The 12738-nt window shown below is 36.9% G+C and carries 9 protein-coding genes; 1 reads left to right on the top strand and 8 read right to left on the bottom strand.

Annotated features, from left to right (window positions below):
* Positions 1-501: 501 nt before the first annotated feature.
* The 6 genes from BW986_RS26395 to acnA all read right to left on the bottom strand — a co-directional run bounded on the left by BW986_RS26395 (position 502) and on the right by acnA (position 8845).
* Entirely contained in the window at positions 502-1479 is a 978-nt protein-coding gene (locus BW986_RS26395) for a nuclear transport factor 2 family protein (RefSeq protein WP_179086176.1), read from the bottom strand.
* Positions 1480-1519: 40 nt separating this feature from the next.
* A complete protein-coding gene (locus BW986_RS26390) occupies positions 1520-2473 on the bottom strand; it encodes a TIGR03571 family LLM class oxidoreductase (RefSeq protein WP_076372409.1) in 954 nt (317 codons plus the stop codon).
* Positions 2474-2491: 18 nt separating this feature from the next.
* Positions 2492-2812, bottom strand: coding sequence for an ArsR/SmtB family transcription factor (locus tag BW986_RS26385; RefSeq protein WP_076372533.1), 321 nt, complete (start codon positions 2810-2812; stop codon positions 2492-2494).
* Between the two features lie 115 nt (positions 2813-2927).
* Positions 2928-3929, bottom strand: coding sequence for an LLM class flavin-dependent oxidoreductase (locus BW986_RS26380; RefSeq protein ID WP_076372407.1), 1002 nt, complete (start codon positions 3927-3929; stop codon positions 2928-2930).
* Between the two features lie 726 nt (positions 3930-4655).
* A complete protein-coding gene (locus BW986_RS26375) occupies positions 4656-5957 on the bottom strand; it encodes a CitMHS family transporter (protein ID WP_076372405.1) in 1302 nt (433 codons plus the stop codon).
* A gap of 134 nt (positions 5958-6091) precedes the next feature.
* The gene (acnA, locus tag BW986_RS26370) at positions 6092-8845 is read right to left on the bottom strand and encodes an aconitate hydratase AcnA (protein ID WP_260321000.1); all 2754 of its coding nucleotides are present in this window, start codon (positions 8843-8845) and stop codon (positions 6092-6094) included.
* Between the two features lie 218 nt (positions 8846-9063).
* Between acnA and BW986_RS26365 the strand changes: the two genes are divergently transcribed.
* Entirely contained in the window at positions 9064-9933 is an 870-nt protein-coding gene (locus BW986_RS26365; RefSeq protein ID WP_076372403.1) for a LysR family transcriptional regulator, read from the top strand.
* 73 nt (positions 9934-10006) lie between these two features.
* On the opposite strand, the gene BW986_RS26360 is transcribed toward BW986_RS26365, so the two are convergent.
* Together BW986_RS26360 and BW986_RS26355 are read right to left on the bottom strand one after the other, a co-directional pair.
* Complete coding sequence (locus BW986_RS26360; RefSeq protein WP_142244755.1) at positions 10007-10570, bottom strand: RraA family protein; 564 nt, start codon at positions 10568-10570, stop codon at positions 10007-10009.
* 542 nt (positions 10571-11112) lie between these two features.
* Complete coding sequence (locus BW986_RS26355) at positions 11113-12537, bottom strand: amino acid permease (RefSeq protein WP_076372399.1); 1425 nt, start codon at positions 12535-12537, stop codon at positions 11113-11115.
* Between the last annotated feature and the right edge of the window lie 201 nt (positions 12538-12738).

Below are 12738 nucleotides of genomic sequence, written 5' to 3'. Positions count from 1 at the left end.
CATGTAATTTTGTCTGATCCCCTCTTTATACATTACTTTAGCGGGCAACTCGTTCAGGTTGCAGGCATCACGTCTGTTCATCTCGTCTAGCATATCTTTATAATGTTTATATAGAAAGAGTGGAAGCTAAAAGAAATAACCTATTATACAGACAATGAAAGTTTATCGATAAAAATGCTTATACTTATGATCTCCCTTATATGACAAGGTAATAAAACAAAGGAGAAACATTCAAGTTTGTGTTTTATTTATGTTTATCCAAAACTTGTGAAGTTTAATTACTAATCCTTATTTCCCAAATTTTCCATAATCTTTTTCATCACCGTATACGTGCTTAAGAAAACATAAAGACGCCACGATTTATACCAAACCGATATTTACAATATTCTCTTGTACCTCGTTCATAATTATACACTCCGAATATATTTACTTTAACTCTAACTTTTAAAGTAATGTTTCTGCTTTTGTAAGAACGTAAATAGGTCTATAAAGTATTTGTTCCTAAAAACTTTTGTCCCCGTGAATCCAACCTGGAATATAGCGAAGCCACTCGAACTTCCATACCCCCCCATCACGGCGTAGTCGACTTTCATAACGAGCACCAAAAATCGTAGCATCTAAGGTCTCCCTATTCGGGATGAATGGAACAACTCGATAGATATCCATTGTCGCAGTATCTCCGGTAACGTTAACACGAAAATTTGTAGCTGCGTGTTGCATGTAGGGTTGTCCCGAACGCAAGATTTTCAACAAACTGACAATCTCCTTACGTCCATTCATAGGGCCAAATGGAGACATGTCTGCTTTTGCATCCTCAGTAAATACAGTTGTCAGTAAGCTAAAGTCAGCTTGGTCCAATGCCCATGAATAGCGAATATACGTTTCAGCGACCTGCTCTTCGTCAGTCCCACGCTCGTCAGGATTTGGAAAAACTATCCAAGGTGCATCTAACTCGCTTAGTATTGTCGGAGCTACTTTTTTCTGATGCCAACCGACCGTACCATCAGCCAACTTCCAATTCATTACATAGTTTTTGTTGCCGCTCTGCCAATCGAGTTCAAACCGAAGATGTGAAATTTTCCAACCCTCAATGGTACGTACATACGTGTTCACAAAATGGCCACCGAATAAAAAACTGTCAAGTACTCCATTTCCGCTATCATTAGCGAGAACACCCATAAGGTACACACTTTGTTGAGCACGATCATCAGATACAGCTACGTATGAATTAGTTATTTTATACCTTACCAAATCGAGTTCAGGTCCACTATAATTCAAACCTGCTTCGATTGCATCAATACCCTTAAATTGACCTAAATGGCTAAAATTCGCTTCTGCATCTCGTGTAAAGTAATTTTTAATCGAAGATATATCATTTAACTCAAGGGCCTTTGAAAACGTGAGAAAGATATGTTCAATATCAGCACGATTAGAGCCATATTCACTGAATTCAGTGTTAAAATTATTAGTTATATTCACTTTATTTCTCACTCCTATCAATTTTCTCAAAGTAGTATCATCAATCATGTGTAGGAAAATGGGGTAAGATTTCTTCTCCAATTTCCTGAATCATCTCTTCCATTGGCCGTCTAGCAAAATAAGGGACGAATGCCAAATGATTCACTCCGATTTTTTGAAATTGAAATAATAATTCCAATAAGTGGTTTCTTCCTAGACGATAACCCAACGGAATTTGCGATGGTCTTTCATCGGGATTTTCAGATAAATCGATATATAAAGTTTGCGTAAACGGTTTAAATGCTCCCGGGCTTTTTATGTTTGCTAGTGCACGATAATTTCGAATTAATGAGGCTTGCTCTTCAATACTGCGTGGGTATTGAATCCAGCCGTCCCCGTTTTCTGCAATCCACTCAATGGATTGCTGGCTAAACCCTGTCACCATTGTTGGAATGCTGGTAACAGGGTTTGGCATTAATTTCATACTCCTGCCTTCTATGACACCTAGGGTAGAATCAATCGTTGGGTGTTCTTCCTTAAGCAATCGATTAAGGAAATCAAAACTCTGTTTAAATATGCGACCTCTCTCTTCTCTCTCTATTCCTAAAGCAGTAAAATCTTTTTGTCGGTCTCCTGAAGCTACTCCCATAATTAGGCGGTCAGGAAACAACCGGTCGACAGACGTTGCTTCTTTTGCTGCTCGAACGGGATGACGCAACGGAAGAACCACACTTGATGTTCCTATTGCAATATGATTTGTATGAGCAGCTAGGTAAGTTAAATAAATCCATAGATCATAAAGTTGCCCATGATCGTTGGAATTAAAGTCATGCATTGTAACATCCCGCAACCAAATTGCTGAAAACCCTAAATTTTCTATTTTACGAGCGAGTTCGACTGTATTTTCCATTCTTGGAGGCTGATTTGTCATCGGTTCAAAAGGTGTTAAAAACCCAAGAGTCATTTTATCTCTTTGATACATCCGATTAAAGGCCCTATGCTGTTCGAGACTCATATAATCCCTCCTATCATATTACAGGTTTTTACCGATAAAACCTTCTAATTGTTTAATCACTTCTTCATTTCTACGGTAATAGGTCCACTGGCCAATTCGTTTCATCTCTAAAAGACCGCTTTGCAGCAACAGCGCTAAATATTGAGAAGTCGTTGACTGCCCCAGGCCTATCTTATCTCGTATATCGCCCACACAAACCCCTCCTAAGAAATCGTCTCCCTTATGGATATGGACTTGAGGAGGAAAATTTTTTTCCGGCTCTTTTAGCATTTTTAAAATTTTCAACCTAGTTGCATTTGATAATGCTTTAAACATATCTACTAATTTTTCATCATTCATCTCTTGTTGATTTCCCATCATTAACCAGCATCCTTTCTTTAGACAAGATACTCTCCTTTTAGAAAAAATTACATTTCAGCATGTAAGTTCAAAAAGAGGCCAATGAGGAAGATAATTATTCCCTAACAGCTTCTTTTAACAATTTAAAGGAGCGTTTTCGTTTTTCAAAATCATAAATAGGAGTAATCGCCATTAGTTCATCAATAGAGAACTTATTCGTTAATTCCTTTATTTTTTGAGCTACAGTTTCTTTAGAACCAATAATATAGGTTTCTTTGACAGTTTCTATTTCTCGTTTTTCAGACGGATTTATTACATGTGACAATGCTCTTTCTGGATCTACTAGACGTGTAAGTCGCCCGCGGTGTAAGTAGTAATTAAACCGCAATGCACTTTCGGCAATTTTTTCTGCTTCTTCATCGGTGTCTGCAACAATAGTCTTCATGGTTACCAATACTTGTGGCTTATCTAAATATTTTGATGGTTTAAAGTTATCGACATATAACTTTAATGCCTGTTCCATTCCACCTGGCTGATAGTTAATGAATTGCGCAAAGGCATAAGGTAATCCTTTTTCTGCAGCTAAAAGGGCTGAAGAATTACTTGTACCAAGTATCCATAAATCCGGTTTTTTCTCTATTACAGGTGTTGTTTCTAAACCTCTTAAAGGATGGGTATCAGGCAACCTGTCCTGTAGATATTCTAACAGTTGATCAATTTGTTCAGGGAAAATATCAACATTTCTAGCTCTTTCACCTTGCAAGGCTATAGATGATAAATGATGACCACCAGGTGCACGTCCTACACCAATATCTACCCTACCTGGAGCGAGTGCACCCATCACCTTAAAGTTCTCTGCTACTTTGTATGAACTATAGTGTGGTAACATAACACCACCAGTACCTACTTTTATATTATCTGTTTTAGCTAACAAATGGCTAGCAAGAATTTCAGGAGAAGCTCCAGCTAACGCATCTGTACTATGATGTTCTGATAACCAGTAACGGTGGTATCCTAACTTATCAACGTATTTTGCCAACTCAACCGATTGTGCAAAACCTTCTTCTGCTGAAATGCCTTCTAATAACTGAGTTTGATCTAATAAACTAATTTTCATTAGTTTTCTCCTTTCTATTATTTATTAGTTCGAACAACAATTTATTATCGGTAAATCCCAATATACCGATATTTTTGTTTGAGTTATTCGTCTATCGGAAAGACTAATCCGATGAGTTAATCGCAATATTACGATATACCGATATTATAGTTATTTATTGATATTGTCAACCAATATATATTTTCCTTTTATCTTTCAGTTTTTAGATAAAATCAATTTTAATAAATTTCGGTCTGGTCGAGTATTTAGTTAAGAAGTTGATTTTTATCTTTAATTTATTCGATAGAAAAATCTAGGTATATGTATGGTAGCAAATAAAAAAGCACCTGTTTAAGGTGCTAAGCTTGTAACGTTTTATATAGTGGATTTTCTATACCAATTAGAGATTGCAAAGTACTTGTGAACTAGCATAGGTTACGACTCGCGGGGTTCTAGCTGCCTTCCTTAATTTACTTAGATGGCTCCCATTCACCTAAAAAAACGCAATCATTGTTTGGCCTGCTTGGTCTTGACTTCGCTACGAGACATATATATTCCTGATCTTGGGATTTTCTCTTTGTCTCTACCATAGCCCTGTACTCCTTGGCTTGCTTGTAGTCTTGTTGTGCTGTCAGAGCGTGATAGGTTGCTACTCGCAATGATTTACTGCTTTCAGTACTATCGTAGGTTGGCCCTCATTCACCCTTTTATTACATACGAGTAAAGAATCGCTCCCTGGAATAAACTCTATAAAGAAATAGCTCCTGTGATTAAAGCAATAAGAATCATGACTACACATGTTCCTACTGCCCACTTTAAAATAAACTTTTGATGTTTACCAAAATCCACCTTTGCCATCCCTACCAATAAATGAGTCGAAGCAATTAAAGGACTCATCGCATGAATCGGTTGCCCCAGCACAGAAGCTCGTGCAACTTCAACTGGGTCCACTCCGTATGCCGCGGCGGTTTTAGCTATAATAGGTAATACTCCAAAATAATAAGGATCATTTGCCATTACGTATGTTAGAGGAAGACTTGTAATTGCTGTAATGAGCGCAAAAGATGAACCCAGTTGCTCAGGTATTATTGAAATTAGACTGTTAGCCATTTCATCAACCATGTGTGTTCCCGACAGAATTCCTGTAAAAACACCCGAGGCAAAAATTAAAGCAACAACAATTACTACACTGTCAGCGTGAGAAGAAAGCACTTTCTTTTGTACTTCTAAATTAGGGTAATTAACTAATAAAGCCAGTGAGAATGCCATGATAAACAATACCGGTAGAGGTAGGACGCCTAGGACAAGAGCAACAATGAGTGAAAGCGTTAACAATAGATTGAACCATATAAATTTTGGCCGTTTTAAATCTATTTCTACCGCCGAGGCTTGCTCTTGATTTGCTAGAAAATGCTGTGACAAATCAAGATCAAGAATCCCTAATCTTTTACGTTCTTTTTTGCCCAAAACATATGCCGTGAACAATACCCATAGAAAACCACCTAACATTACTGGTACAAGAGGAAGAAAAACTTCATTCGCATCAAGTTTCAGTGCACTAATTGCTCTTGCAGTAGGTCCTCCCCATGGAAGAATGTTCATCACCCCAAAGGCCATCATTGATACACATGTTAAGATGAGTGGATTAATACCTAAACGGATATAAAGAGGCAACATCGCTGACACCGTTATTATATAGGTTGTTGTACCATCTCCATCTAAAGCAACTAGACTTGAAAGAACAGCTGTGCCAATCACTACTTTCAAAGGATCGCCTTTGACAATAGTAAGAATTTTAGATATTAGTGGCTCAAACAATCCAGCTTCAATCATTATCCCGAAATACATGACTGCAAACATTAGCATAATTCCTGTAGGAGCTACACCCATTAATCCTTCTAATACCATGGGGCCTAAATCTTTTCCAAATCCTCCGACTATAGCAAAGAGTAGCGGAATAACAATCAGTGCTGTCAAAGCAGACATCCTTCTTGTGACTATAAAAAAGATAAAACATATCATCATTAAAAAGCCTAATAAAGCAATCACCAAATCCCCCCTGATCAATTGAAATCGCTTACAATCTAATTTACCTACGATTAATAAAAGTACATTTATGAGAAAAATCGGAAATCCAAGACTAAATGACTGCTTGAATCTCCATTAAAAAATGAATCCCATAATTATTTATGGAAGACTTCTGGTTCTAAACTGCCTTCTTCTTTTTTAACCAATTGGCGTATAACAGTTTGCATAATCCCTCCATTATGGTAGTAAAGAATATCTATCGAACTATCAAGACGAACAATAACTTCAAATTCAAAGGAACTGCCATCTTCACGAATCACTTTTATTTTTATCAATTGACCCGGTTTAATTTCATTACTCATACCAACAGTCTCAAACGTTTCATTTCCAATAATATTAAGAGATGAGGCATTTTGGCCTTCTAAAAATTGAAGAGGAAGAACACCCATTCCAACTAAGTTATTTCGATGAATACGCTCAAAACTTTCTGCAATAACTGCTTTTACCCCAAGAAGATATGGTCCTTTTGCAGCCCAGTCACGAGAACTTCCAGTACCGTATTCTTTACCAGCAATTATAAATAATGGCGTACCATTTTCCTGATACTTTAAGGAAGCTTCATAGATGGATGTAATTTCATTCGTTTGAAAGCATCTAGTAACGCCTCCCTCAGATCCAGGGACTAATTGATTTCGAATTCTTAGATTAGCTAATGCCGCTCGAATCATAACCTCATGATTCCCACGTCGCGATGGATAAGAGTTGAAATCTTTAATTTTCACTCCTTGCTGTTGTAAATAGATTCCTGAAGCACTATCCGGCTTAATTGCTCCAGAAGGAGATAAATGATCAGTAGTTACTGAATCACCAAGCTTTGCAATTAGACGGGCACCTTTAATTTCCTTTATATCTGCAGGCTGCACTGGAAGATCTTTAAAGAACGGCGGCTCTTGAATGTATGTTGAAGATTGATCCCAATCATATAAATTCCCTTCAGGAATATGAATCGAGTTCCAATTTACATTTCCATCGTATACCCGTTTATATCTTTCTCTGAATAATTCAGGTCGAACAGAATTATTTAACAATTCCCCAATTTCTATTGAAGAAGGCCAAATGTCTCGCAAATAAACAGGCTGGTTTGCTTGATTATAACCAATGGGTTGACTTGAAAAATCAATATCAACCGTTCCTGCAAGTGCATATGCAATAACTAATGGCGGTGATGCCAAATAATTTGCTTTAATCTGAGGATGAACGCGGCCTTCAAAGTTTCTATTACCCGATAGTACACCGGCGACAACTAAATCGTGATCCACAATTGCTTTGCTGACTTCAGGAATAAGCGGTCCTGAATTACCTATACAAGTTGCACAACCGTACCCTGCTATATGGAAGCCAAGTGTTTCAAGATGTCTTAAAAGCCCTGATTCCGCTAAGTAGTCTGTTACAACACGTGATCCTGGTGTCAACGAGGTCTTCACATAAGCAGGTATTTGCAGCCCCTTTTCCACAGCCTTTTTGGCCACAAGACCTGCCATGATCAATACAGACGGATTTGATGTATTTGTACAGCTTGTTATAGCTGCCAGAACAACTGATCCATTTTTAATTACAGATTCTCCATTAACAACATGCTCAATTTGGACCTCTTTTGTTAAATCAAGTTCATTCAATCCATAGCCACCTTTTTCAATCGGTGAACGGGCGACTTCATTAAAATTTTGTTTCATCTCAGTCAATTCCACTTTATCCTGAGGGCGTTTAGGTCCTGCAAGGCATGGTTTTATCGTAGATAAATCGAGTTCAACTAAGTCAGAATAAACGGGTTCAGAGCTATCTTTTTCCATAAACATACCTTGGGCTTTATAATAAGCCTCAACTAACGTTATTTGCTCTTCACTGCGACCAATTACCCTCAAATAGTTCAAAGTTTCCTGATCTACAGGAAAGAAGCCCATTGTCGCACCATACTCTGGTGCCATGTTGGCAACAGTTGCACGGTCAGCTATACTCATTTCCCCTACTCCAGGTCCAAAAAATTCTACGAACTTACCTACAACCCCTTTTCTTCTAAGGAGACTTGTAACTGTTAGTGCAACATCCGTTGCAGTTGCACCTTCCTGGAGTGATCCTGTTAATTTGAATCCAACTACTTCAGGAATAACAAAATAGACTGGCTGACCTAACATTGCCGCTTCTGCTTCAATTCCTCCAACTCCCCAAGCCACCACACCTAGTCCATTTACCATTGTTGTATGTGAATCGGTTCCTACAAGTGAATCTGGATACACTAATGTTGTACCACAATCCTCCTTTGTGGCTGCGACTGATGATAGATACTCCATATTAATTTGATGCATGATCCCCGTTGCTGGAGGAACTACAGAAAAATTATTAAAGGAGCCCTGAGCCCAGCGGAGAAAACGAAAACGTTCCATGTTTCTTTCAAAATTAACCTTTTCATTTAGCTGCATCGCATCCTGTCTGCCGAAATAGTCAACAGTTACGGAGTGGTCAACTACAAGATCTACCGGTATTAATGGATTAATATCCGTTACGTTCCCGCCGATGTGATTCATTGTTTCACGCATCGCGGCTAAGTCAACCATTGCTGGTAATCCAGTTGTATCATGAAGAAGAACACGTGCAGGTTTAAAAGGAACCTCCTGATTTGGTTCTCGTTTGACTGACCAATTTGCTAATGTACTCACATGCCCTTCAGTTACACTTACACCGTCATAATTTCTGATGGCAGCCTCTAATAATACTTTTATTGAGTAAGGTAATTGGGAAATATCACCTAATCCATTTTCCTCTAATGTTTTAATTCGATAATAACTATATATCTTTCCAGTAATGACAATCTCTGACCGAACATTAAACCGTTCTTCAATTCCACTAAACAAGTTTCGTTCAACCCCTTTGGTAATTACTAATTAACTTCATTTTATTTTAAATTTCCTTACGCGAATAATATCAATATTTCATAGGCTGCCATGAAACTTTTATATATTAAATCATCGGTCATTTTTCAAATTTTACTGTTTATGTTATTGTTCAAGTGTAGTTGCATGAATAGTTACACAATTTTAAAATAAAGATAAAATTAAGGGAGTTAAAGCAAATGGATGATCGTGACTGGCTTATATTACATACATTATTTAATGAAAAAAGTATTACAAAGGCCGGACAAAGCCTATTTATTGCCCAACCAACGCTAACAAAACGCCTTAAGCAAATTGAAACGGAATTTGGAGTTAAAATTGTTGATAGGGGAATAAAAGGAGTGCGGTTCACTCCAGAAGGGGAATATTTAGCTAAGCGTGCCGAAGAAATGATCAATTCTTTCCGCGAAATTAAAGAAGATCTAGAAAATTTTAACCATAGTGTATCTGGAACGTTAAGATTGGGTGTTTCCAATTTTATTAGTAAATATAAGTTACCACTCTTATTAAAGTTGTTTAAAGAACGACATCCGGATGTTGAGTTTCAAGTAGACACAGGCTATAGCAAAGATATTTTCAATTTAGTTTATAATCAAGTTTCTCATGTCGGATTTATCCGCGGAGATTATAGTTGGCCGGATGAAAAGCATTTACTATTTGAAGAAGAGCTTTGTATTGTATCCAGAAATGAAATAAACCTATCTGATCTTCCCAATCTCCCTAGAATCGACTACCGAACAGATCAACTCTATAAGCAAATCATTGAAAATTGGTGGGCAGAACATTATTCCCAGCCTCCATACATCGCGATGTCAGTTGACCAAGGTGATACTTGTAAGGAAATGGTTTTGAACGGGTTGGGCTATGCTATTATGCCTTCTCTTTTTTTGGATGGCATAAAAGATATTCATAAAATTGACTTAAAAGACAAGAAAGGGAATAGCTTAACCCAAAAAACATGGATGTTTTATTATAAAGAATCAGTAGATATGAATGTTGTCCGGGCATTTGTGGATTTTGTAAAAACCTTAAATGTTTATTCACTTTAAATTTCATAAAAAAACATTTGAAAGGATAGAGTGTTACCTTCTATTCCTTCAAATGTTCATTTTTTTAAAAAAACTATTTATTTGAAATAAATTCATCTAGATATTTTCTTATTTCTTCTCGATTACCTGAAACTTTCTCTGCTCGCTCATTATCTTTTTCTAGTTTTTCTAATGATTGATCCAAAACTTTTTCTTCTAACTGTTTAGGAATTACGACTACTCCATCAATATCACCAACAACAATGTCTCCTGGATGTATCGTTGTCCCACCGCAGGAAATGGGGACATTAATTTCACCCATACCCGCCTTTCCACTTGCAGCAATAGTTGTTCCCTTGCAAAACACTGGATAATTCAATGACTTAATACCTTCAAGGTCGCGTACTACTCCATCTACAATAATCCCATTAATCCCCAATGTTTGAGCCATACCAACAATAAAATCACCTGCTATCGCTCGATACGTATCTCCTTTTGCATCAATAACCAAAACATCCCCTTGTTTAGCCTCACGAATTGCTTTTAAGACAACAAGATTATCACCTACAGGCATTTTTACTGTAAAAGCTCTCCCTGCAACTCGATAATCATCTTTAACTGGCTTAATGGTAGGAGATAAGTTATTAAGTCCTTTCATGGTATCTGATATACATGTTGTAGGAATTTCTGAAAACCTTTCAATAATACACAATACAAACACACCTCTCTATCAAATTAATTGGAAAATTTTTATATAAATGACTTAATTTCATTATAATAAAAGGAGGAATAAATAAATAATTCAAATTTTTCATATCTATCTATTTAAAATTCGAATGGACATATTTAACCCTGCCTATTTCAATTTAGTTACCTTTATAAAATCTCACCCTTATTTTTTTATCGTTGGTTTCCAATTCAAGGGCATAACGCTGCGTTACAGTTGGAAAAATTTTTAAAAAGGCATTCGAATTTTTCATTCTGAATTGTTTTCTAAGCGGGCAGACTACCCCTGAAAAAGTATTAATAAAAAGATTAAAAGAAGATGTTTAGACAAAAATGTCTAAACATCTTCTTTTACACAGGACCTAATGATCTATTCAAAATGTTAGTAGCAATATATTTAAAGAATGTAAAAGTGTCCTTTAAGATGCTATAAATAAAATGGTTCTAGGGTATATCGGGTAATCCACAATAAACTCATTGTGCTTTTCCAAGTTCATTGTCTTCACCAGTTTTGCGCTTTTTTCTCTTCTTTATTATTACGTGGTAATAAATATAGCAGGCTACCATGAAAGGTATACCACAGTAAAGTCCTAGTCTTTGATTAGGAATAAAAATAAGGCTAATTAGTACAATACCGTATGACACGAATCCAAGAATCGGAACGAGTGGATAAAGAGGTGTTCTAAATTTTAAATCGTTTACATTTCCACCTTCTGCTATAAACCGTTTTCGGAAAAAGAACTGTGATGCACAAATAGACATCCATACGACAATGGTAATCACACCAGAAATAGAAATAAGCCATACATAGACAGTTTCTGCAGCCACGACACTAGTAAGAAGTGAGAGTGCTGATATGGATATTGTGATAATTAGTGCATTCAACGGAATACCTTTTGAAGATAATTTACCTACCAAAGATGGGGCCATTTCAGTTTTAGAAAGTGACCAGAGCATTCTTGATGCTGCATACAGTCCTGAATTGGCTACAGATAGAACAGCGGTGAGGATAACAAAATTCATAATGTCCGAAGCATATGGAATTCCAATCATATCAAATACTGTAACAAACGGACTTTCAACTAATCCGGCAGTTTTCCACGGTATTAGTGCAACAAGTACAACCATCGCCAAAACAAAGAAAAACATAGTACGCCAAATGATATTTCGAATGGAGCGAGGAAGTGTCTTGTCTGGATTTTCACTTTCTCCAGCAGCGATGCCAATGAGCTCAGTTCCCTGGAAAGAATAGTTCACAGTAACCATTGTTAAAAATATGGCGAGAATCCCATTTGGGAAGAGGCCACCGCCAGCTGTAAAATTCGAAAAAAATGGGGCAGATTCATCACCATTTAAGTTAAGGAAACCAAACATAGCAGCTCCCCCAAGGATTATAAAGAGAACAATAGCAGTCACCTTAATGCTTGAAAACCAAAATTCTGTTTCTGCAAAGCTGCGAGTGGACAATGCATTGATTGAGAATACGATAATACCGAATACCATACACCAAATCCAAACAGGAACTTCCGGAAACCAACGTTGCATAAGAATACCTGCAGATGTAAATTCTAATCCAATCGTATTCGCCCAACTTAACCAGTAAAGCCAGCCAATCGTAAATCCGGTTGAAGGACTAATATATTTCGTAGCATATGCTTGAAAAGAGCCTGAATTTGGCATAGCTACTGTTAATTCACCGAGACAAAGCATAACAAGATACATAAGAAACCCACCTAGTACATAAGCAAGAACGGCTCCTCCGGGTCCTGCCTGACTAATTGTAAATCCTGACCCGAGAAATAATCCAGTTCCAATGACACCACCAAGTGCAATCATGAACAAATGTCTGCTTTTCATCGTACGCTTTAATTCATCGTTTCCCCTGTGTATCATTCCCATTTATTATCACTCTTTCTTATATCATTAATAAAACCAAACATGAAAATATTAGGAAAGTTAATTCCACCTTTCGTAGACATTTCTAAGAAAGGAGTTATTTCTACTTTTGCAAAAGCCTCGAAATAGAGTAAACTACTCTAACTTTCAGCCCCTCCTATTTAAAATAATTCGATAGCTTTTATTAAAACACACATGATTAAT

Source organism: Peribacillus simplex (assembly GCF_900156045.1).
In the GTDB taxonomy this organism is placed as follows: Bacteria; Bacillota; Bacilli; order Bacillales; family DSM-1321; genus Peribacillus; species Peribacillus simplex_D.
This window is presented reverse-complemented; position numbering and strand designations above follow the sequence as displayed.